12 protein-coding genes are annotated in these 23,824 nt (G+C 70.1%); 5 read left to right on the top strand and 7 right to left on the bottom strand.

Going from position 1 to position 23,824, the window contains the following annotated elements; genetic code table 11:
- The first annotated feature begins 91 nt into the window (after positions 1 to 91).
- Positions 92 to 7,129, top strand: a complete 7,038-nt coding sequence (locus K8640_RS37705) for an RHS repeat-associated core domain-containing protein (protein ID WP_223751521.1) — start codon at positions 92 to 94, stop codon at positions 7,127 to 7,129.
- Positions 7,130 to 7,162: 33 nt separating this feature from the next.
- On the opposite strand, the gene K8640_RS37700 is transcribed toward K8640_RS37705, so the two are convergent.
- A complete protein-coding gene (locus tag K8640_RS37700; protein WP_223751520.1) occupies positions 7,163 to 9,205 on the bottom strand; it encodes a transthyretin-like family protein in 2,043 nt (680 codons plus the stop codon).
- 230 nt (positions 9,206 to 9,435) lie between these two features.
- On the opposite strand from K8640_RS37700, the gene K8640_RS37690 reads away from it, so the two are divergent.
- The 4 genes from K8640_RS37690 (at position 9,436) to mxcH (ending at position 16,512) form a co-directional block, all read left to right on the top strand.
- Positions 9,436 to 11,466, top strand: coding sequence for a lipoxygenase family protein (locus K8640_RS37690; protein ID WP_305070712.1), 2,031 nt, complete (start codon positions 9,436 to 9,438; stop codon positions 11,464 to 11,466).
- Positions 11,467 to 11,481: 15 nt separating this feature from the next.
- Complete coding sequence (locus K8640_RS37685) at positions 11,482 to 12,924, top strand: cytochrome P450 (protein ID WP_223751519.1); 1,443 nt, start codon at positions 11,482 to 11,484, stop codon at positions 12,922 to 12,924.
- Entirely contained in the window at positions 12,921 to 13,766 is an 846-nt protein-coding gene (locus K8640_RS37680) for a fatty acid desaturase (protein WP_223751518.1), read from the top strand. Before K8640_RS37685 ends, K8640_RS37680 begins: the two co-directional genes overlap by 4 nt.
- Before the next feature lie 229 nt (positions 13,767 to 13,995).
- A complete protein-coding gene (gene mxcH, locus K8640_RS37675) occupies positions 13,996 to 16,512 on the top strand; it encodes a TonB-dependent siderophore myxochelin receptor MxcH (protein ID WP_223751517.1) in 2,517 nt (838 codons plus the stop codon).
- Positions 16,513 to 16,565: 53 nt separating this feature from the next.
- On the opposite strand, the gene K8640_RS37670 is transcribed toward mxcH, so the two are convergent.
- The 6 genes from K8640_RS37670 to K8640_RS37645 form a co-directional block, all read right to left on the bottom strand.
- Entirely contained in the window at positions 16,566 to 17,795 is a 1,230-nt protein-coding gene (locus K8640_RS37670; protein WP_223751516.1) for an MxcI, read from the bottom strand.
- A 36-nt stretch (positions 17,796 to 17,831) separates the two neighbouring features.
- Positions 17,832 to 19,382 carry a PepSY domain-containing protein gene (locus tag K8640_RS37665; RefSeq protein WP_223751515.1) on the bottom strand — a complete coding sequence of 517 codons (1,551 nt, stop codon included), beginning with the start codon at positions 19,380 to 19,382 and terminating at the stop codon, positions 17,832 to 17,834.
- A complete protein-coding gene (locus tag K8640_RS37660) occupies positions 19,379 to 19,636 on the bottom strand; it encodes a hypothetical protein (protein WP_223751514.1) in 258 nt (85 codons plus the stop codon). Before K8640_RS37660 ends, K8640_RS37665 begins: the two co-directional genes overlap by 4 nt.
- Positions 19,637 to 19,638: 2 nt before the next feature.
- Positions 19,639 to 19,935 carry a DUF3325 family protein gene (locus K8640_RS37655; protein WP_141326279.1) on the bottom strand — a complete coding sequence of 99 codons (297 nt, stop codon included), beginning with the start codon at positions 19,933 to 19,935 and terminating at the stop codon, positions 19,639 to 19,641.
- A 413-nt stretch (positions 19,936 to 20,348) separates the two neighbouring features.
- Complete coding sequence (locus K8640_RS37650; protein ID WP_223751513.1) at positions 20,349 to 21,635, bottom strand: DUF2515 family protein; 1,287 nt, start codon at positions 21,633 to 21,635, stop codon at positions 20,349 to 20,351.
- Between the two features lie 95 nt (positions 21,636 to 21,730).
- On the bottom strand, positions 21,731 to 23,821 hold the full coding sequence (locus K8640_RS37645) for an FUSC family protein (protein ID WP_223751512.1): 2,091 nt from the start codon (positions 23,819 to 23,821) through the stop codon (positions 21,731 to 21,733).
- Between the last annotated feature and the right edge of the window lie 3 nt (positions 23,822 to 23,824).

The following is a 23,824-nucleotide window of genomic DNA, read 5'->3' as shown; positions in this document are numbered from 1 at the left end:
GACAGCGGAGCGACGCGAGCGGGTGAGGGAGTTCGTCCCCCTCGCGCGTCATCTCCACACCCCCTCCCCCTGGGGGCCTGGAGACTTCTCGATGAGACACCCTCTGTTCCTCTTACCCGTGCTCCTGGCCGTCGGAGCGGCCAGCGCCAACGGCCCGGATGGGCACCTGAGTCAGACAGCCCCCACGGGCAACACCGGCGGAGCCCTGGCCGTGACGGCGACGGGCCAGGCCGTGACCTCCATCCCCCTCCAGGTCCCTCCTGGCATCGGGGCCCTGTCCCCCTCCCTCAGCGTCAACTACAGCAGCCACACCGAGAACGGAGAGCTCGGCGTGGGGTTCTCACTCGCCGCCACCTCGAGCATCAAGCGCTGTGGCCGCATCATGAGCGACGACGCCACGCTCCACCCCATCACCTTCCGGAACGAGGCGAACGAGAGCCCACCCCAGTTCCCGGCGGACTGGCTCTGCCTGGATGGCATGCGGCTCATCGGCTTGAAGAACAGCCTGAAGGTGGGCCGCGTCTACCGCAAGTACAACGACGACGGCAGCCGCGTCCTGGCGAAGGCCTCATCCGACGGGCTGCCCGGCTTCGAGCTGCAGCTGCCGGACGGCAGCAGCCACTTCTACGGCACGGACGACCCGAGCCGCGTCTACAGCTTCGACATGGACCTCACGGGGGCGCCCATCAAGCTGCCATACGAATGGAAGCTGACCCGGGTCCGGGACCCGCACGGCAACGTGATGACGTACCACTATGCCTTCACCGACAACTTCACCGACCCGCTGGGCACGCACTCGCGCCTGGACCACCGGTTGACTGAGATCCGGTACGTCAACAACACCCGCCGCGTCACCTTCCAGTACGAGCGCCTGCCGGAGCACGAGGTCTTCAACGGCTTCTTCTCGATGACCCGCTACCGTCACTCCTTCCGGCTCAAGGGCATCTCGACCTTCGCCCCCTCCGCCATCGCGACCGAGGGCCAGCGCCTGGTGAGACAGTATGTCTTCACCTACGCCAACAACACGTCGACGACGAAGCGCTCCCTGCTCCAGAGCCTCCAGGAGTGCGTCCAGGAGAGCGGCGCCGCGGTGTGCAAGCGCGCCACCGAGTTCACCTGGCAGGCCGGGGGCTTCTCCGGGAACATCCTCCTGGACGACAAGGCGGGCGACTTCGCCTTCGACCAGAAGCTGTTCCCCGTGCACGGCATCCCCGAGCAGGACCACGAGGCCGTCTTCCAGCTGCTCGAGCTCGACGGCAACCAGGACGGGACCACGGACATCCTGGTCGCCCCCTGGTGGGAGGGCGGCAACCAGGCCCAGAACTGGAGCTTCTGGGCCATCCGTCCGTCGCCCCAGGAGTCGAGCATCGTCGACACCGGCATCCCCGTGAGGGCCCCGCAGCCGATTCCGCAGACCCCGGTCGAGGTCTGTGATTACACCAAGAACTGCCGCACCTTCCTGCTGCCCGGAGATGCCCTCTCCAGCACGACCTTCGAGCTGGACGGCGACGACCGCACGGACGTCCTGGTGCCCATGGGTGAGCACGCGGACCTCCCCTTGAAGTGGGGCTTCGGCCAGGGGCTCCAGGTCCTTAAGCAGACCCCGGGACTGCCCCAGGGCTTCGCCACCGCGGGCGCGTACATCCCCTACCCCAACTCCGCTCTGCTGGTCGCCCCGGGCGACTTCAACGGCGACGGGCTCTCCGACCTGATGGTGTGCGCAGAGAACGAGGACCGCCATGGGTTCTTCGACCCCCAGAACGGCTCCAAGACGCTGCCCCCGGACCTGGAGGGTTCGAGCCTGTATCAGGGCCACTGGGTCTATCTGGAGAACAGGAGCTACCTCAATCCCTACACCTTCACGCCGCTGACGCTGACGGAGCACCCCTGCTCCGCCCTGGACAAGATCCACGTCATGGATTTCGACGGCGACGGCACGGACAACCTGCTGACCATCCGCGGCTATGACCGCAGCGGCGCCCACCAGGTCTCCCCGCCGGGCGACTGGCCTCCCCTGTGGGAGAACGGCTCCTGGTTCAGCCCGGCGCAGTTGCGAGGCAGGACCTACCAGGCCCTCATCTTCCACACGGGCCTCGGCGGGCACGCCCAGGAGTCGGACTTCTACACGCGCAACACGGGCCTGCCGTTCGACTACTACCAGCGCCTGCACGCGGGCAACGGCGGCAACCGCGCCTGCCTGGACCAGTACGGCGCGCTGTGCCGGGGCAATGGCTTCGGCGCCGACAAGGTCGGTGACGTCAACGGCGACGGGTTCCCGGACGTGGTCCGCTTCGAGTCCGAGGCCACGCTCGAGTCCAACGGGCTGAGCCCCTTCGTGACGCCGGGGAGCGACACGCTGCTGCCGGACGTGGGCGCGGCGTGGGCGGGGCGCATCGAGGTGTGGCTCAACATCGGCGGCTTCTTCGTGCGCAGCCATGACTGGATGCAGACGCTCGGCGCCACCTCGTTCCATGCGCAGTTCCTGTCCGCGCACCTCGTCGACTGGGACCGCGACGGCAGCGACGAGCTCTTGATTCGCAACGGCGTCCCGACGGACAGCAACGCCCAGCCCATGATCATCGAGTATCCACGCCAGGGCGGAGGCACGCTCGAGTGGAGCATGACGACGCTGCCGCCCTTGCCCTGGTCGATGGACGAGCGCGGCCTGTCGCTCGGTGACTACAACGCCGACGGCCTGCTCGACGTGCTGGTGCGCACCCGCAACCCCGACAACGACGGCGACCCGCTCAACGACCCCTGGCTGCTCGACTTCCACGTCCGCCAGGGCGACGTGCCCGACCTGATGCAGCGCCTCACCAACGGCAACGGCGCGAGCTGGATGGCGCTCTACAAGCCCATGTCCGACCGGGACGTCTACCGCGAGGCCTTCGTCGCGTTCCCCGGACTGGAGGATGCCGTGGACAGCCGACGGGTCTTCGACACCCGTCCCCTGGTCTCGAGCCTGCTCTCCCCCACGGGCATCTCTCCGACGGTCGGCTCGCGCAAGACCGATTACTTCTACAAGAACGCGCAGCAGCTGCTCCAGGGACACCAGTTCCTGGGCTTCGAGCACCGCAACATCAAGAACGACGCGGCCACGGGCCCGGACGCGCCGCCCCTGGACTTCCTGGACCTGCGCCTCGAGACGTATTCGACGCGCAGCGCGAACATCAACCACAACGGCCGCGTCGCGCCCCATGCCGGCAAGCTGCTCCAATCCCTCTCCCTGCGCAAACTGAAAGACAGCCAGGACGGCGCGCTCGCGGTCCTCACCGAGAACCGCTACACGTTCGTCCCCCGAGCGGACTTCCATGGGGACCCGGACTGGCAGGTCGGCCCCGAATGGTTCGGCCCCTGCGGCTACCTGGTCAACCAGGGCATGTGCTCGTCCTACTTCTTCTCCTCCCTGACGCGCTCCACGGAGGTGCGGGCCTTCGAGCAGTTCAACTCCTGGCTCTGGACGTATGGCGGGCTGGAGTGGACGGCGCTGACGCCCGCGCAGTTCGCGGACATGGCCCACGCGGATGCCCTGCAAGGCATCCTCCCGCTGAAGCACACCCGGCGGGGCTACTCCACGTTCCCCGACGCCCAGGACCCTAACATCCATCACGACTATGACGAGATGGGCTTCCCGACGCGCTTCTACTCGGAGGACGTGAGCTCCGGGGCGCGCTACGAGACCGACTTGAAGTACGACCACCGGCTCGGCGTCTGGCAGCTGGGCCTCGTGCTCGAGGAGAAGGTCACCCATCGGCTCCCCGGCGCCCTGCCAGAGGCCAGGACGCGCACGGTCCAGACCACGTACACCGCCACGGGCGAGCCCGACGTCGTCACGGTGGAGCCCACCCAGGCCGAGTACCGCTACACCACGCGCCATGGGTACGACACGTTCGGCAACGAGACGGCCCTCCAGGTGTCGGACGCCGAGGGCAATGACCGCAACCTCACCCTCCAATATGGCCCGGACGGCGTCTTCCCCATCTCCTTCACGAACGGGCTGGGGCACACCGCCACGCGCCGCTGGGAGCCGGGCATGGGGCTGGTCCTCTCCTCCACCTCACCCGATGGCGTGAAGTCCATCAGCGACTTCGACGGCTTCGGACGTCCGACGTTCAGCCAGGTCTGGAGCCAGAACACGGCGATGACGCCGGGCACGTCCATCACCTATGAGCCCCTGCCCTTCATGCCCCCCAGGGTCATCGTCGAGGCCCCCGGCCTGGGCATTTCGGAGACCACGTTCGACACGCTGGGCCGTCCGGTCCAGTCCGTCAGCAAGGGCTTCAAGGGCGGATACGAGGTCTTCAACTATGCCCAGTACGACGACCGCGGCCGCCTGGTGCGCGTCTCCCAGCCGGTGAAGACGGGCGAGTCCACCTTGTGGACCCACCTGACGTATGACGTCCGCAACCGCCTCATCGAGCGCTCCACGCCCGGCGACATCGAGGGCGTCATCACGACGCGCTGGATTCACGAGGGCCTGAAGACGACGCAGGTCGACCCCGACGGCAACCAGACGTGGCTGTTGTCCGACACGCGCGGCAACGTCGTGCGCTCGGCGGATGGCCACAGGCCAGACGCCCCGGGCACGGCGACGCAGATGTGCTACCGCTACGGCCACTTCGAGGGCCTGAACCGGCTGGAGCCCTGCACACCGACGCCCCTGCGCGCCCCGACCCAGTTCGTGCTGGACCTCTACAACCGGCGGCTGGCGATGAACGAGAAGCAGACGGGGTTGCAGACCTTCGACTACGACCCGCTCGGACAGCTGCGCAGCTCCATCGACGCGCAGGGCCAGACGCTGCAGTACGAGTACGACGCTCTGGGTCGCCCCATCGCCATCGTGGACTCGGGGGGCGGGAGCACGACGTGGGCCTACGACGTGAGCCGCCCGGGCTTCCTGCACCAGTCCGTCTCCCGCGACGGACACGCGAAGACCCACGTGTACGACGTGTTCGGCAGGCCGAGCGCCACGGATTGGACCCTCAACGGCGAGGTCTTCCGGATGCAGACGTTCTACGACGCGTTCGGCAGGCCCCAGAGCCTGAGATACCCGACGGGCCTCACGGTGGGAATGCAGTACGACGACTTCGGCAACCTGCTGCGCCTCACGGGCTTCGACAACGCCAGCGTGGGCTTCCCCCTGTGGGAGCAGCTCCGGGCGGACCCCTACGGCGGCGTCCATGAGGCGCTCTTCGGCAACGGCATCGTCACCACGCGCACGTTCGATACGCACACGGGGAGGCTCGAGTCGATCCGCTCCGTCCTCCAACCCCAGGGCGCCGCCACCACGGTGCAGGACCTGCGGCTGGAGTGGACGAAGGCCCTGGACCTGCGCAAGCGGCTGGACGCCATCAACAACCAGAGCGAGTCCTTCCGGTACGACGCGAAGCACCAGCTCCTCGGCACCCAGGCCAAGAAGGGCGCCGTCACCCAGGACGCGACCTTCGTCTATGACGCCTTCGGCAACCTGCTGGACCGCCCGGACGTCGGCACCTACACCTATCAGGACGAGCGCCTGCAGACCGCCGGGACCACCGCGTTCTGGTACAACGACAACGGCGCGCTGATTGCCCGTTCGGTCAATGGCATCAACACGGCCCTGACGCATGACCCCCACGGCCGCGTCACGTCCATCTTCAGCCTGCCCACCTACGAGCTGAAGTTCGGCTACGACGCGGATGGCGAGCGGGTGCGCCGCTTCGACGCCCAGAGCGGGCTGGAGACACTCACTCTCGGCGGGTGGTACCGGCGCGAGCGGAACGTGAACACGCCGCTGACGCCGGCGCGGCACACGCACCTGGTCAAGGTCGGCGCCGAGACCATCGCGGAGCTGACGCGCACCTACAACGGCCAGGGCGGCGTCGTCACCTCGACCCAGCACTTCCTGCTGCCGGACGAGCTGGGGTCGACAGCGGTCGTGACGGACCACACGGGCGCCGTGGTGGAGCGGCGCAGCTACACCGCCTGGGGCCAGCCCAGGGACCCGCTCGACTGGACGCAGTCCACGCTGTTCAGCACCGCCTCCCTGGTCACCCAGGGCTTCACGGGCCATGAGGGCCGCGACGACGGCGGCTTCACGTTCATGCGAGGGCGGATGTACGACGCGTCGGTGGGGCGCTTCATCAGCCCCGACCCCATCGTCCAGGCGCCCTTCATGCTCGCGGACCTCAACCGCTACAGCTACGCCTGGAACAACCCGGTGAGCGTGACCGACCCCACGGGCCTGTGCGAGAAGGGCGGCGGTGACTGGAGCGGACCGGGCGTCTCCGGAGGCGCTGGGATTGCCGTCCCTTTCTCCATCCCCTGGGGGTGCGGCGCGGGCACCGGGAGCAGCGACCCCCTCATCCCCGAGCACGGCGGCGACGGCGGGCCCGGCTCGGGCGGCGGGGGTGGCGGCAACGGCTCCCCCTCGCTCACGCCGGGCAACCCCGAGCACGAGTACGCCGGGTCGAGCCCGAACGTCGATTCGGTCCCCGTGCCCTCCGGAGAGGCGGCGGCGGGGCCGGTGCAGGTCCAGCGCGACACGTCGTCGTCCAAGCGCCAGCGGAAGGCCTCCGCGGCGCTGGCGCTGGCCCGGCGGGCATATGACCTGACCCGGAGCGTGTATGACCAATCCATCGCACAGGCGCGGCTGGAGCAATCCATGCGGGGGCTCACGCTCGACGTCGAGCGGTTCGACGAGCGCGTGCTCGAGCTCCAGGGCGCGGCCCATCAGCTCAGCGCCAGGGAGGAGAAAGCGAGGGAGGAGCGCGCCATCCGGCAGAAGGAGCGGGCCCGGGAGCGCCGACGGTTCAATCGCAAATTCGCGCACGGAACGCGCTGGCTGGGCCTGGGCCTGGGCCTCGCCAGCGTGGGCTCCGGAGGAGGGCTCCTGGCGCTCGGCTTCGGGCTCTCCAGCGTGGGGGTCGGCGTCGGGACGCAGATCATCACCGAGGATTCCAGTCCCCTCAGCACGGCGTCGAACCTCGCCGGTGGGGCTGGGACCCTCGCCGACGGGGTCGCCGATGCCATGGGTCGCCTCTCCCGATTCGGAGTGATGCTCGGGAGGTTCGGCGCCCGCATGACCATCTATGGCTACGTCCAGTTCGCGTCCGACGAGACCATGGAGTGGCTCACCCCCGAGGAGTGAGCCGGACTGGCCACCCGCCCCGTCGGCGCCCGCTCAGATGTTGATGCGGGAGCTGACGGTGCGGATGTCCAGGCCCAGCGCGGCGAAGTCGGCGGCGTGCGCGCGCAACAGCTCCACGAAGCGCGGATGCACGTCCGCCTCCTCGTTCGACAGCAGGTAGCCGTAGCTCGTCTTGGACAGCATCCACGAAATCCACAGCATCTCCGTGGCCTCCTCGGGAGGCGGCGCCACGTCGTGGTCCGCCTCCGTCGACAGCGCGCCGTCCCTGCCCCAGCGCAGGCCCAGGCACGCGTAGAGCACCTCGCCCGCGTCGTCCCACTGGAGGTTGTTGGCCCACGCGTGGCGGAAGGTCGCGAAGAAGATGACGTAGCGGCACAGTTGCTGGAGCGCCTCCAGCTCGCCGGACTGGGGCGTGTCCGTGAGCGTCACCGGGCTGACGGCCTTCGCCACGGGCTCGGCGGCCTTCGCGTCCAGGTCCATGCGCTCGGAGCGCACGAACCACGGCGCGCTCTTGCCCGGCACCGTCGCGCGCAGGTAGCGGCACACGAAGGCGGGGGCCGAGTGCGCCACCAGGTCGTCGGAGAAGCGCCGCACCTCGAGCCACTCGGCCGCGAGCGCCTGGGCATGCTCCGCGAAGAAGGCGCTCACGTGCTCGCCCAGCAAGCGCCAGAACAGGTTCGCCGCGCGGGCGTAGCGGTGCGACTCGCAGATGGGCGGCGCGGGCGCGAAGCCCCTCCAGTCGTAGCTGCCCATCAGGTGAAGGAGCCGAGTCTCCACGCTCCGCTCGGTGAGCGCGCTGGCGCGGGTGATGTAGCCCCGGGGTCCCACGAGGAAGCCATTGGCGGAGTGGTTGATGAGCACCACCTCCCGCAGGTGCGGCATCAAGAGCCAGCGCAGCGGGCTGCGCCGCAGGTTGCGATGCGCGGCGATGGCGTACTGCTCCACGTTGAAGTGGCACTGGCCCAGGTGGTTGCCCAGCTCCGTCTCCAGCGTCGCGCTCACCCGCGCCATCCGCTTCGCGGCCTCCCAGCCCGGGCCATCCGCGGGCGTGTAGCTCCGCCGCGTCACCGGCGCGCCCGCCTGCTTCACGCCCGGCTCACGCATGCCCAGGATGATGCGCGTGGGCAGAAGCCGCCCCTCCTCCAATCGCAGACGCACGTCCACGTCGGGGAGGCAGTGCTCGCCATCCTGCTCGTACGCGTTCCATGGGAAGTACAGCCGGAAGGCCGCCTTGTCCCCCGGCGCCTCCGGGTCTCCATCCATGAGCGTGGAGAACATGCCGTTGAGCAATCGCTCACCGAAAAACGCATCCGTGCGCGTGGACCCCGGTGACTCGCGCTCCATCCGCACCGTCATCGCCTCCGGGTAGTCCGCCTGGATTTTGTCCAGCCCCGGCGCCTGTCCCAGCTTCCCCTGGAGCAGGTGGCGTCGCTTGACGAGCTCGATGGGCGCCACCGCCTTGAGCATCGCCAGCGCGCGGCCCGGCGCGTACGCCGTGGGCGGCGTGCCCTCCTCCGTGACGAGCAGCCGCGCCAGCGGCGTGGAGGTGTCGTATTCCCAGTACGGCAGCTTCAGCGTGCCGAAGTCGTGGTGGAGCCCACCATGGTCATCCGGCCCTTTCTCCGAGCCGATGCGCCGCCACGTCTCCACCACCTGCCCATCCGGACGGAAGCTGTGCTGGGGCTCGAAGAAACGCACCTCCAGGTCCGGCAGGTCCCCTTCGCCCGCGTCGGCCGGGTCATAACGCACACGGAAATACCCCTCCGGGTCCGTGAAGCCCTCGCCCAGGAAGTCATCCGGCGAGCCGAAGTCCCGATCCCACAGCTCCACCTTGATGTGGTGCAGGGCCTTGGGACCGCCGGGCCCCTCCTGCTCGAACACCAGACGCCCCACGGCGACCGCCGGGAGCGCGGCCTCATCCCGCGCGGGATGGCTCGCGCGCACGCGCGGGCCCAGCTCCCGGCTGATGGCCAGACGCTCCTCGAGCGCCAGCCCCGCGTACCACCGGGACAGCTCCTGGGCGTCGAGCACTTCGTTGCGTGGGCTCTCGCGTCCCTTGAATCCGAGAGAACCCATCCATCGGCGCAGCACCGCGAACATCATCCCCATCCCCATGTCACGGGCCCACGAGGCCACGTGTCTGTCATCAGCCCGACCTCTCCGGGAGTCGCTCGCACGCCCACTCGCCACACGCCCAGGACCATCCGTGCGCTGCGCGACGCCGGTTTCGTTCTCCAGGGAGGGTACCACTGCTTGAGCTCCTGCTTTACGCGTCCTACGGTCCTACCCGTTCCATAGGGGAGTTCATGACTGTCGAGTACAAGCTCAGGATTCGGACGAGCACGAAGCTCGGCGCGGGAACCGATGCGAACATCTCCGTCGTCCTGGTGGGCACGCGAGGTGAGAGTGGCCCGCACGTGCTGGACAAGCCCTTCCACAACGACTTCGAGGCGGGCGCGGAGGATGTCTATTCCGTGCAGGCCCCGGACGACGTGGGGGAGCTCGTGCTGCTGCGCTTCGGCAACACCGGAGGCATCGCGGCGGACTGGCTCTTGGACCACGCGTGGGTGACGGCCGGGGAGCGGCAGTGGAGCTTCCCCTTCTTCCGCTGGGTGCGGGGTGGGGCCACGGTGGACGTGCTGGAGGGCACCGCGAAGCTCGCGCGCCATGCGGGCTGTGAGCGGGAGACCGCTGCGAGGCGGGAGCTGCTGGAGGCGCGCAGGCGCATGTACCCGTGGCGTCCGGCGGAGGCGACCGAGGGGCTTCCGGGCGCGCTGGACCTCAGCGAGTCACGGCCCCTGCCGAAGGACGAGCTGTACCGGGGGCTGACGGAGGGCAGCTACGAGGTGGTCATCGCCAGGACGCTGGCCGCCATCAAGCTGCACCTGCCCCTGCTGTCCAAGGCCTGGAACGGGCTGGTGGACATCTTCGACTTCTTCAAGGGCCTGGAGGTGCCCCGGCTCGCCCCGCGCTGGCAGGACGACCTGGAGTTCGCGCGTCAGGCCGTGCAGGGCATCAACCCGCTCCACATCACCCTCATCCCCCAGCTGCCCCCGGGCATGCCGCTGACGGACGAGGACGTGAGGGGCATCCTGTCCCCCGACACCACGCTGGCCCGGGCGCTGGATTCCAAGCGCATCTTCCTGCTCGACTTCGACATCCTCGAGGACATCCCGATGTACCGGAAGGTCGACGAGGACGGCGTGGAGGAGCGCCGGTGGGCGCCCGCGGCGCGGTGCCTCTTGTACCTGGATGACCTGCGGCAGCTCAGGCCCCTGGCCATCCAGCTGGGGCGCGACGGCGGGAAGGACCCCGTCTTCACGCCGAACGACGACACGTACGACTGGCTCGCGGCGAAGATCTACCTGCGCTGCAGCGAGGGCAACACGCACCAGATGGTGGCGCACGCCTTGCGCACGCACTTCGTGGCGGAGCCCTTCGTGATGGCGACGATGCGCAACCTCCCGGACCCGCATCCGGTCTACAAGCTCCTGCGCCGGCACTTCCGCTACACGCTCGCCATCAACGAGGGCGCACGAAAGGGGCTGCTCGCCGCGGGCGGGGTGTTCGACGACTTCATCGCCACGGGCGGCCCCGACAAGGGACACCTGCAGCTGGGCAAGAAGGGCTACCAGCGCTGGAAGCTCACGGACAACCGGCCCCGTCAGGACCTCGAGCGCCGGGGTGTGCTGGACCCGGCGGTGCTCCCGTACTACCCCTACCGCGACGACGCGCTGCCCTTGTGGGATGCTCTGGAGGAATACGTCGGTGGGGTCCTCCGGTACTTCTACCCGACCGACGCCGACCTCGAGGGCGACACCGAGATGCAGCACTGGTGGAAGGACCTCACCGAGCACGGGCTGCCGGTGGACAAGCTGCCGTGCCGGGAGCTGTCGCGCGTCGACGACCTGGTCGACATCCTCACCACCGTCGTCTTCACCGTCAGCGTGCAGCACGCGGCGGTGAACTACCTGCAATACGAACACTACGCCTTCGTACCCAACGCGCCCCTGTGCATGCGCAGGGAGCCGCCCCGACAGAAGGGGACGCTGCGCGCCGAGGACATCCCCGAGATGATTCCCTCCAAGTCCCAGACGCTCTGGCAGGTCGCCATCGGCCGGGCGCTGTCCAGCTTCGGCGACGACGAGGAGTACCTGCTCCACGAGGGAGGCTGGCGGGAGGAGTACTTCCAGGAGCCCGAGGTGAAGGCCCTGCGCGAGCGGTTCGAGCAGCGCCTGCGCACCCAGCGCGACGTGGTGGCGGCGCGCAACGTGGGCGCCCAGGTGCCCTACACCGTGCTGAGTCCCGACCGGATTCCCTGCGGCATCACCGTCTGAGCCCTGGAGACGCGCGTGCCCAACCTGCTCTCCCGAGGTCTCTTCAACCTGTTCTTCGGCGGCCGCCGCGCGCCCCTGGCGAGCCTGCCCGGGCCGACGCCGGGCCTGCTGGGCAACCTGGGTGACTTCCTGGGCACCCAGCCCTGGGAGGTCTGCGCCCGCTACGCGCGCGAGTACGGCCCCGTCACCGTGGCGTGGCTGGGGCCGTCCCCCGCGCTCATCCTCAACGACGCGGATGTCATCCACGAGGTGATGGAGACGCGGCGGCTGGAGTTCGAGAAGGGCAACATCGGCGAGCAGATCCGCCACTCCACCACGGACGACACGCCCTTCATCGCCGAGCAGGGTGACGACTGGTCACGCAAGCACGCCATGGACCCGCTGGCGCAGCCCTGGACGCCCGCGTGGCAGGCGGCCCAGGTGGAGCCGCTGCGCCGGGCGCTGCTCGAATCGGTGGAGGCCTGCTTCGCGCACCCGTCCGTCGACCTGACGCCCACGCTGCGCAAGATGACGTTCGACGCGTTCTGCGTGGCGACGGTGGGCGAGAAGCTGCCGGCGTCGTACTACGACGACTTCATGCTGCTGGCGGCGGGCGCGGACGCGCGCATCCAGGCGAAGCTGCCGCTGCGGTTCGTCTCGGCGCCCAAGGGCTTCGAGGCCGCCAAGGAGCGCTTCTACGGCGTGTTCGCCCGGAAGATCCACGAGGCCAGGCAGGCGCGCTCCTCCACCGCCGTGGATTTGATGTCGTGGACCTTGCGGGAGATGCCCCGACTCGACGACCAGGTGCACGCCCACCTGCTCGGCGGGTTCTTCTTCGGGGGTGTGTTCTCCTCGAGCACGACGCTCGTGGGTGCCTTCCATCAACTCAACAAGTACCCCGCCACCCTGGAACGGCTGGCGCTGGAGTCCGACGCGCTGGCCCAAGGCCCCTTGAGCCTGTCGCGGCTGGTGGCCGAGGCCCCGTGGGGCGAGGCCGTGGCGTACGAGGCCCTGCGCATCCTGCCCGCGGTGCGCGTCTTCATGCGCCGCTCGCCGCTGACGCCCTCGCGGCTGGCGGGCGTCACGCTGCCGCCGGGCACCACGCTCATGGTGTCCAACCAGCACCTGCACCGCGACCCGAGCCACTGGGCGAGCCCGGAGACGTTCGACCCGGAGCGCTGGCTCCACGGGGGCGCGGCGAGAGACCCGCTCGGCAGCGGGCACTTCTTCCCCTTCGGCCGGGGCCCCCGGGCCTGCGTGGCCGGGGACTTCGCCATGGTGTACCTGCGCACGGCGCTGGCCACCTTGAGCGCCCGCGCGCGCATCCACGTCGATTCGACGGAGCCCTTCGAGGAGGGTTTCTTCTTCGGCGTGGTGCGTCCCCAGGGCGTCACGGGCAGAATCATCCCGCGAGAGCGGTCCACCCTTCACCCCGCTTCCCTGGAAGCCCCCCTCCCCCCGGCAGTGGAATCCGCATGACCTTGTTCCGACATCCCCGAGACCGCATCCCCGTCCTGTTGTTCACCCTGATGTTCGCCCTGGACCTGACGGTCTTCTTCACGGCGACGAGCTGGTGGTTGCCCATCCTCTGGCTCGGCCTCGGAGTCATCCCCAAAGGGTGGATCAGCGCCTGGAACCACCACCACCAGCACGTGACGATGTTCCGTCACGCGCTGCCCAACCGGCTGTTGGAGATCATGTTCGGTTTCCAGACGGGCGTGACGTCCCACGCGTGGTTCCTGCACCACGTGGTGGGCCACCACCGCAACTACCTGGACCAGACCAAGGACGAGGCCGGGTGGAAGCGCGCCGACGGCACCACCATGGGTGAGGTGGAGTTCTCCGTCCTCAACTGGCTCATGGCGTATCCGCGCGCGTACCGCGTGGGCCTGTCCCATCCGAAGGCGCTGCGCGTGTTCCTGGGCATGGGCGCGCTGCAGGTGGCGCTGCTGGGCGTGCTGTTCTGGCACAACTGGTACAACGCCCTCTTCGTGTTCCTGCTGCCGATGGCGGTGTCGCTCTACGTCACCGTCTGGGCCACCTACTTCCACCACGTGGGGCTGGACGTCACGGAGCACTCGCAGGCCTCGTACAACATCCTCCACAAGGGCTACAACCTGATGACCGGCAACCTGGGCTACCACACCGCGCACCACACCAAGCACGGGCTGCACTGGTCCCAGCTGCCCGAGCTCCACGCGCAGCTGGCCAAGGACATCCCGGCCACGCTCTACCGTCAGCCGGGCATCCCGTTCGTGTGGAGCGGCACCGAGGCGAAGATCGACCCGGCGGAGTCGGAGCTGGGCGCCATCGCGCAGTGACGACGTGCCGGGCCTCGGGCGAGGCCCCGAGGCTCCCCGCCGTGCCCGCTCCCTGCACAGGGGGGCGGGCATCCCGCGCAACCGCCAGCATCGCGACGGCTTGCGGCTGCCGAGCCTGGGGCTTCTGCCTTCTCCGCCGCGCGCCTTGACCGCCCCACCCCATATCCCTGATACCGGCTCCGGCGCTCGTTGAGATTGCGTCGCAGAACCAACTAGTCCGGGATTGCGGATGTTCTTGCCGGTCACCCCTCTCGCGCTGTTGCTCTCGGTGGCCTCGCCGCCTCCGGCCTCGTCTGCCTCATCGGAACAGGCGCCCGCCGGCGCCGAGGCGACTCAGGAAGCACCGCCCACGGACGAGGTCCAGGTCCCCCGCCGCATCGACAGCGTGGTGGTGCCCTATCCCCAGGCGGAGCAGGCGGCGCGGCGCGAGGGGGAGGTGGTGCTGCGGCTGACGCTGGATGAGACCGGCGTCGTCACCGACTCGGAGGTCGTCCGCTCGGCGGGCCCCGCCTTCGACGAGGCCGTGCGCACCGCGAGCCTCTCCTTCCGCTTCGAGCCCGCGCGCGTGCGCGGCGAGCCCGTGGCCTGTCAGATCGAGCTGGTCCACACCTTCCAGCTCGACACGCCGCCACCCGTCGCCACTCCGGAGACGCCGACGGAGGCGCCCACCGCGCCCGCCGAGGCCACGGCCACCGCGCCCGAGGAGAAGAAGCGGGAGACCACCGTGTCCGGACGCTCGGACGCGGAGCGCCAGCGGCAATCCGCCGAGGCGGTGAAGGTCGTGAGCGTGCAGCGCGCGCGGGCCCGCTCGGTGGACATGGGCCAGGTGCTGGCCGCGCAGGAGGGCGTCGAGGTGCGCCGCACGGGCGGGCTGGGCAGCTCCGCCTCCTTCACGCTCAACGGCCTCACCGACGACCAGGTCCGCTTCTTCCTCGATGGCGTGCCGCTGGACCTGTCTGGCTATCCGTTCGGCATCGCCAACGTCCCCGTCAACCTGGTGGACTCCATCCAGCTCTACCGGGGCGTCGTCCCCATCCGCTACGGCGCGGACGCGCTGGGCGGCGCGGTGAACCTCACCTCCACGCCGCTGGAGCCCGGCGCGCACGGCGCGGTGTCACTCCAGGGCGGCGCCTTCGGGACGCTCCGGCTCACGCTGGGCGGCGGCTACAAGCCCGCGCCGACGGGCTTCTACGCCCGCGCGCACTTCTTCGCCGATACGACGAAGAACAACTACGCCATCGACGTCGAGGCCGCGGATGACCGGGGCAACCTCCGCCCCGTCACCGTCAAGCGCTTCCACGACGGCTACGAAGCGCTCGGCGGCGGCGTCGAGGTGGGCTTCACCGAGCTGTCCTGGGCGGACCGCGTCGTCCTGCGCGCCTTCGGCTCCCGCAACGACAAGCAGCTGCAACACAACCTGGTGATGGCCGCGCCGTACGGTGAAGCCACGTACGACGCCGACTCCCTGGGCGCGCAGCTGCTCTACGCGAAGACGCTCTCGCCCACGGTGCGCCTGGACGCGCTGGCCGGCTACGCGTGGCAGGCCACCCGCCTGGTCGACATCGCCGAGTGGAGCTACGACTGGTTCGGCAACCGCGTCTTCCCGCGCGAGCTGCCCGGCGAGATTGGCGGCGGCGCCATCGACCAGACCGTCTGGCAGCAGACCGCCTATGGCCGCGTCAACGTGGGCTGGGACGTGGCGGCGTCACACACGCTGCGGCTCGCGCTCGCGCCCACCGTCACGACGCGCACGGGCGAGGAGCGCCGCCGGGCCAGCCCCAGCGACCCGGACAGCCTGGCGCCCCGGCGCACCCAGCTCACCTTCGTCACCGGGCTCGAGTACCAGGTCGACCTGCTCGACGACGCGCTGGAGGTCATCGTCTTCGGCAAGGACTACCTCTACCAGGGGCGCGCCCGGCAGCCCCTGGCCGTGGGCGGCTGGTTGGACAAGGACAAGGGCCTCCACCACCTGGGCGGCGGCGCGTCGATGCGCCTGCGCCTGGGCACCCCGCTCTACCTCAAGGCGAGCTACGAGCGCGCCACCCGGCTGCCGCGCGCGGACGAGGTCTTCGGCAATGGCGTGCTCGTGCTGGAGAACCTGGACCTGGAGCCCGAGCACAGCCACAACCTCAACCTGAGCGTGTCCACCGTGCCGCTGCGCACGCGCGCGGGCAGCTTCCGGGGCGAGGTCAACGGCTTCGCGCGCTTCGCCGACAACCTCATCCTGCTCACGGGGAGGGACCGCGACTGGAGCTACCAGAACGTGTACGGCGCCCGCATCCTCGGCGTCGAGCTGTCCGCGGGGTGGACGTCACCGGGCGGCCTGTTCAGCGTGGACGCCAACGCCACCGCGCAGGACCCGCGCAACGCGTCCAGCGAGGGGACGTTCGGCGACTTCGACGGCCGGCGCCTGCCGAACAGGCCCTGGCTCTTCGCCAACGCCACGGCCCGCCTGTCGCTGCGCGGACTGGCGCTCGCGGAGGACGAGCTGTCGCCCTTCTGGAGCACGCGCTACGTGCACGGCTTCTTCCGCAACTGGGAGGGCCTGGGGCTGGAGTCCACGAAGGACGACCTGGACGCGCAGTTCGTCCAGGCGGCGGGCGTGGGCTACCGCGTGCGCCGGGGCAAGCTCACCGTGGGGCTCACGGCGGAACTGGAGAACCTCACCGACGCGAAGGTGTTCGACTACTACGGCGTCGAGCGGCCCGGCCGCGCGGGCTGGCTCAAGGGCACGCTCGAGTACTGACGGAAGTCACCCTCGCGCCCGCATGCACCCGGGCGCGAGGAGGAAGCGACGCCTCAGCGCACCTGGAGGAACTGGTAGGCCCAGCCCTGCACCTCGAAGCGCTTCACCGGGGTGCCGCTGACGCCCAGCTCCCACACGGCCGTGCGGGCGTAGTCGGCGGTGGGCAGCAGCAGGAAGGTGCGGCCCTCGAGGGTGAAGGCGTAGTAGCCGCCCGCGATGAAGCCCAGCTCGTCGATGGGCGTCGCGGTGTTGCTCGCCAGGTTCACGCGCCAGAGCTTCCAGTGCAGGCCGCCGGTGATGACCCCGGGCGCCGTCGTCGGGGTGATGTCCACGTTCTCATGGTGGAAGACGGCGACCACGCCCACGTCGTTGCCCAGGTAGCGGAACGCCGCCGTCTGACGGCCGCCCACCAGCGAGGACAGCGAGCGCGTCCACGCGGCGTCGAGCTCCGTTTCGCCCGCCTTGATGCGCACCACGCACGTATCGGGCGCGCCGTCCTTGAGCAGGGGCGCCGCGCTGCTGAACACCCAGTTGCTGAAGTAGAGGTTGCCGGCCTCGTCCTGCGTCGCCACGTCGAGCCCCGGGCAGGGCGCGTCCAGCAGCTTCACCAGGCTGTCGTTCGCCTTCGAGTAGACGGCGATTTGAGACGTGGGCAGGAAGTCGAAGTAGTTGCCGTCGGTCCAGTAGAACGCCTGGAACACGTCGTTGCCGCGCGTGACGCGGGCGCGGTCGAAGCCGGTCTTCACCACCAGGCCCTCGCGCTCGCGCACCAGGCCCGGCGCGTCGGCGGTGCCGGAGATCTGCATCGTCGTGGGGTTCCACACCACGCGGCGCGACTCCTCCAGCGACATGTACGCGCGCGTCGAGTCCACGAACTGGTTCAGGTACAGCGGCGCCGAGGCGGTGAAGCCGTAGTTGGCGAAGCTGATGCGGCCCGCGGCCACCAGCGAGCCGTCATCGCCGACGGTGAAGCGGGAGATCTCCGGCTTCTCGCCGTCGCCCACGAAGAGCTGGCCCTCGACGGCGCCGATGGTGGCGTAGCCGGAGTGTTCGCTGGCCTTGGTGAGGTCCAGGCTGGTGATGTCCAGCGAGTCGAAGAGGCTCACGTACGTCACGGCGCCGTTCGTCTGGGAGACGGTCGTGGCCAGGCTGTAGGCGGGCTTCTCCGTGGGCGTCGGGTCCGGCGGCGTCTTGTCGTCGTCGTCACCGCAGCCCACCAGGGCGGAGGAGAGCAGCAGCGAGGTGGCGGCCGAGGCCGTGGCGAAACGGCGGAACGTACTCATGGGGACAACTCCGTCTTCGGGGGGGAGGGGTGAAGCTCAGGTCGGCACGGGGGCGGGGGCCTCCGGTTCGACCGGTGCGGTGGAAGGAAGGACCGGGGGCCGCTGGAGGCGGCGGATGACGCCCGCGGCGCCCACGAGCACCAGGACCAGGGCGAACAGGCCCAGCTCCGTCGCCAGCAGGTGCGCGGAGCCGGAGGCGAAGGGCAGCCGCCCGGTCCGCGCCGCGTCGAGGAGGGGGACGAGGAACAGCAGCACGCTCGCGCCCCAGAGCAGCCGGCGCGCGTGCCTCGCGGGCGAGGCGTCCAGCCAGGCACTGGCGATGGACAGGGCCCACGTGGCCAGGAAGACGGTGTGCTCCCAGAAGGGCCGCTCGGGCAGGTCCGCGGGCAGCAGCTGGTTGGCCACGAAGACGCCGCCCACCGCGAGCGCGAGCCCCGCGCAGAAGCCCGAGGTGAGCTTCGCGAGCGCGGTGTCGAAGCGGCCCTGCCCCTTCGCGCGCCGGCGCTCCAGCCACAAGAGGTTGCCCGCGAGGATGCCGAACGCGGAGACGAAGGCCAGCAGCGCGTAGAGCACCTTGGCGGGGAAGCGGGCCCAGGTGGCGAAGTGCAGGCCGTACAGGGGGTCCATCACCTGCGAGTACAGGGTCCCACCCCCGGTCTCGCGCGCCCAGAGCAGCTCCCCCGTGCGGGCCACGCGCACGTGGGTGAAGGCGTGGAGCGTGCCCTCGCGCTCACCCGGCAGGTGGACGGTGCCGTTCTCGTCCCCCAGGTGGTCGAAGAAGAAGTGGCTGTGCTCGGACTGGGGGAAGCGCTGCTTCGCCACGGCCAGCGCGTGCGCCAGGTCCGGCGCGCCGGCATCGCGCCCCACGGCGGCGGGCGGCGTGGGCCAGTCCACGATGCGCTCACGCGCCTTCAGGTCGCCGTCCAGCGACGTCTTCACCACGGCGGGTTCGAACCAGTCGTCCAGCCAGAGGACGCCGCCGGTCACCGCGAAGACGAGCAGGAAGGGCGCGGTGATGACGCCAATCACCTTGTGCGCGTCCGACCAGATGACCCGCCGCGCGCCCTTGGGGCGGAACTGGACGAGCTCTCGCAGCATGCGGCCCAGTTGGAGCAGCAGCCCGGTGCCGATGAGCAGCACCAGCACCGCGGACGCGATGCCCGTCAGGTGCGCGCCGCCGGGGATGGGCTCCAGGAAGTGCATCGCGTTGAGGAACTCGCCCAGGTCGCTTCGCTCTCCGAGCTGACGCCCGGACACCGGGTCCACCCAGAGCGGCTTGATGGCCCCGTCCGGAGACATGCGCCACAGCCGCAGCCAGGGCTCCTCGGAGGTGGGCAGGGAGATGCCGAACCAGACGGGATGCGCCCGGGTCTCCGCCTCGGCCAGCTGCTGCGCCAGCTCCACGGCCCGCGCCTCCGTCACGGCCACGGGCGCGCGGAACGTGGGCTCCTGCCAGGGCGACAGCTCCTCCGCGAACAGGGCGAACGCGCCCAGGAAGAACGTCACGAACAGCACCAGCGACGACAGCACGCCCGCCCAGGCGTGCGCGTCCCAGAGGATCTCGTAGGCCCGGGGCGACAGCTTCACGTGAGCACCAACACGAGCGACGACAGGGCGCAGACCAGCGCGCAGCCGCCCCATGCGCGCGCGCCGCTCCGGGAGAGCAACGCCAGACACACGCCGGTGGCCACCGCGGGCAGGACGACGAGCAGCGCGAGCAACAACCGGACATCCTCCGCCACGGGCAGCACCGCCGGCAGCGCCAGGCTCGCCAGCACGGCGGCGGCGGGGGCCGCGGTGACGGCGGCGGAGATTCGCGCGGCTCCGTGCTGGTGCGCCATCCTCAGGCGCCTCCCAGCCACAGGCCCGCGAGCCCCAGCGCGCACACCGGCCAGACGAAGCGCGTCGCCCGGGGCCACAGCGGCACCGCCAGCGCCAGCACCGGCGCCACCAGCATGGCCAGCACCACCGCGCACGTCAGCCCCACGCCCCACCCCTGCGCCCTCACCGCGAACGCCACGGACGCCGCCACGCACAGCGCGCCCAGCGCCCTCGCTCGGTGGCGATGGAGTCCGTCCGGAAGCGCGACGCCACGGAGCACGGCGAGGCCCAGCACCATCAGCAGGGTCGATGTCGCCATGTCCTCCTCGGGGGCACGCGGAAACTTGAGAATGATTCGCAGTTGCGAATCGCGCGCAGTTCAACTGCACCCGGGAAGGGATGTCAAGGCGCGTCGGGGAGCCGTCCTGGAGGGTCTCCGTCTATGCCTGGAACACGGGTTTCCGGCGCTGGGATTGGACGCTGGACGCCTGGAATCCAGGGGTCATCCGGAGCAGAGGAGCAGGCTCGGCCGCGCGCATCCGGCCACGCGTCTTGCGCCAACCCGGAGCGTTGCTGGAGCGTCCCCCTGCGAGAAGACGCGTCGCCCCCGGCACAGCCCGTGACGACGAGGACGACGCCGAGGAGCCAGAGGCCAGGACGCATTCCACACCTCCACGCCTTCCAGGGTGGAAGGCACGTGGCGGGAATGCTGTCACTGGCGTCTGACGCGCCTCAGGGCGCGTTGAAGAGGCTCGGGTCGCTCTGGCGGGAGCGGAACAGGTCGACGATGTAGTTCATGCGCTGGTCGAACTTCGACCAGTCATTGGCCGACGAGCCCCTCAGCGAGTTGGGCGTCTTGTCGTACTGGCCCAGCAGCCGGTTGAGGTCGCCGCTCTCAATCGTGCGCAGGTGCTCGGGGAAGGCGCCCTGGTTGCCCGGCGTGATGTCATCCCCCAGGCTGAGCGAGCCATTGGGCAGGCCAATCTTCATCATGTGCTCGGTCGCGAACTGGCGGAACTGGCCGGCCAGCGCGTCCACTACGCTGTCGATGGCCTTGTCCACCAGGCCCGTCGCCTCCGCGCCCTTGTAGGCGAGGTTGCCGGGGAACGGCAGCGCGTTGCCGAACCCATCCACGATGCCCTCGGCGATGGGACGGAAGGTCTCCTTGAGCGGCGCGTTGAGCGCGCGGTCCACCTCGCCCTGGATGAGCGACTGCTCGTGCACGCCCACGCGGTTGTTGGCGGCCAGCATCAGCTCCGCCTTCTTGTTCGGGTCGCTCTCGAACATCGCCTTGGCGTAGTCGGCGAAGGCCGCCTTGAGGTTCTCCTTCCCGGGCGGGAACGCCGCCAGGTACTTCTCCACCTTCGCCGCGTCGTACTTCGTGTCGCCCTTGAAGGTCTCCGTGAAGCGCTGGAACTCCGGGGCGATGTCCTGGAACAGCTTCTTGTTGCCGTCCGCGATGGCGTCACTGACGCGGTTGAGCGCGTCCCGGATGGGGACCTTCAGCCCCTCCACCAGCAGCGGCGCCACGGGGCTGAGCACCGACAGCGCGCCCGCCGTCAGGCCACTGGCCCAGGCGTTGCTGTTCTTGAGCTGGTCCATGAAGACCTTGGGCAGGTCCTCCTGCCGGATGCTCACCCCGGCCTGCTTGGATGCCCAGACACCGAAGGTGGCCCAGTTGGCGTTCTCCTTGCCGAGCAGCCCCGCCATGTCATTGGACAGCTGGAAGTAGCCCTCCGTGATGGCCTGGTTGCGCGCCACCGGGTCCGTCATGTTGGAGATGGCCTCGATGTCCAGCCGGCCGCCCTTGGGCGGCGTCGCGGGGCTCTCCGCCAACGTCCGCTGCGGGTTGAGCTCCAGCCGAGGCTTCGCGCCCGGCGCCTCGAACAGGGACTCGTCCCGCAGCACGCGGTTCGGCGCGGCCGGCTTCGCCTGGGCGGGCGTCTTCTCCGCCGGCGGCGGCTCCGGCGGACGGACGACGGGCTGGCGACGGCGGTTCAGTTCGTTGATGGGGCTCATGTCTGGATTATCGGAGGCCGCGAACCCGGGTTGCCACCGAACCGTCCCTCACGACCCACCGGAAACAATCACTGGCGGAAACCCCTTACGCGGAATCATCCGACAGTGAGCTTCTCCACCGCGCCATGGAGGATTTCCAACTGCCGAGGCACCCGCTCCACCAGCTTCCCCGACACCGGGTCATTCGCGATGCGTCGCAAGGGGAGCTCGGGCATCGGCGGCGGCGTCTGTCCCTTGCGCAGGGACTCCGCCAGCACATCCAGCGTGCCGCTCGCCCTGTGCGCGACCACGTCCAGCACCTCCGAGGAGGCAATCACGCCCTTCTGCTCCCCCAACGCCGTCACCGAGGCGGCCAGCCTGCGCGAGTACGTCAACAGCGCCATCGCGGGCTCCAGCCGGTGCGCGGGGCCCCGGTACTCGGCCATCAGCCGCTCGAACGAGGCCTCCGCGTCGAGCAGCGCCAGGCCCAGATCCCTCCGCGCCGCGCTCACCCGGGGCTCGCGTCCATCGCGGCTCGCCGCCACCTGGCGGAAGTAGTTCCCATCCGCGAGCAGCACCGTCGCCGCCGCGTCCGGGAAGCGCCGCCGCTCCGGGTAGGGCCACAAGAGCCACACCCCCGCCAAGGCCAGCACACACGCCAGCAGCACCCCGAGCGCGCGGTTCTCCGCCACCGTCCAGTCCCCCGCGCTCAGCGTCGCGAGCAGGAGGAAGTCCGGGGTGAGCAGAATCTGGAAGGCGCCGAAGTTGAGGGGCAACAGCGACACGGAGGTGGCCGTCAGCACCCCAATCACCACGATGAGCACCAGCGGCGAGCCCACCTGCGTGGCAATCACCGCCGCGAGCGTCCCGCCCAATAGCGTGCCCGTGACGCGCTGGAGCGCGCGCTCCTCCGTGTTCGCCGAGTAGGGCTGCAGGATGCCGATGGTGGAGAGCACCACCCAGTACGCCTCGCCCAGCCCCAACGCGCGCGTGAGCATCAGCGCCACGGCGGCCACCGTCCCCGCGCGCAGCGCATGGCGCAGCACCACCGAGCGCGAGTGCAGGTTCGCGCGCAAGGGCTGCAGCAGCGGCCGTCGCTCGTCGGAGGGCAGCAGCGACCGGGCGTTCTCCAGCGACACCGGGTCTCCGCGCCGCATGGCCATGGCGGCCCGCTGCGCCGCCACGCAGTGGCCCCGCAGGCGCGCGAGCAACTCCGTCACCGAGACGGGGACCACCCGCAGCCACGAATCGTGTCGACCCAGCTCCTCGCTGTTGGTCGGGAACAGGGGCCAGAAGACGGCCGCCGCCTCCGGGGAGAGCGACACCTTGGCCACCCGCTCCGAGATGTCCGCGGACCAGTCACACACCCGCGCCACCTCCTCGCGCACCGGCCCCAGCCCGCGCTCGGGGCTCGCCACCTCCATCGCCTGCTCCAGGGCGAACAGCACGCCGAGCAGCTGCTCGCTCAGCTCCAACAGCACGAGCAGGTGCTCACCGCGCAGCGTCTCGTCCGCGCGCCCCACCCGCGTGGTCGCCAGCGTCTGGCGCGCCTTCTCGATCTTCGCGCGCAGGGGCAGGTGCCGCGCCGTGGCCACCGCCCACGTGTCCGCCGAGGCGCCCTCACGCGACAGCGTCGCCAGGTCCCTCGCTCCCGCCGCCAGCGACAGGTACACGTCCGCGATGGCCCGGCGCGAGGGGCGGTACGGATGCACCGGCCACAGCACCAGCGACTGGAGCATCGCCCAGCCGCCGCCCAACAGCAGCGCGCCTCCGCGCGTCAGCGCCGCGTCCAGCTCCACCGCGTGCGCCCCCAGCGACGCCACGAAGATGACCGCGAGCTTCTCCCCCACCGAGCCCGCCGTGTCGCCGTAGCACCGCGCGAAGGTCATCACGAAGACGCCCACGAGAATCAGCGTGGCGTCCAGCCACAACCGCCCGCCCGCCAGCGCCGCCACGGTGCCCACCAGCGCGCCGAGCATCGCCACGGCCCCCATCACCCTCGCCCGCCCCTGGTACGCGCCGCCCGGGTTCGCCAGCGTCACCAGCAATCCCGTGAGCCCCGTCCATCCGGCGTCCTTGAGGCCCAGCAACGTGGCGAGCGAGTACGGAATCGTCACGGCCAGCGCCGCGCGAATCCCCAACGCCCAGGCGGGCCGGCCCGGCTGGAGACGAAAGAATCTCCGGAGGTGACGCCACAGACGGTGCATCCC

The sequence above is a fragment of the Myxococcus sp. XM-1-1-1 genome (assembly GCF_020037095.1).
GTDB lineage: Bacteria > Myxococcota > Myxococcia > Myxococcales > Myxococcaceae > Myxococcus > Myxococcus fulvus.
Note: the sequence above shows the minus strand (reverse complement) of the source record. Positions and strands in the feature narration are given on the sequence as shown.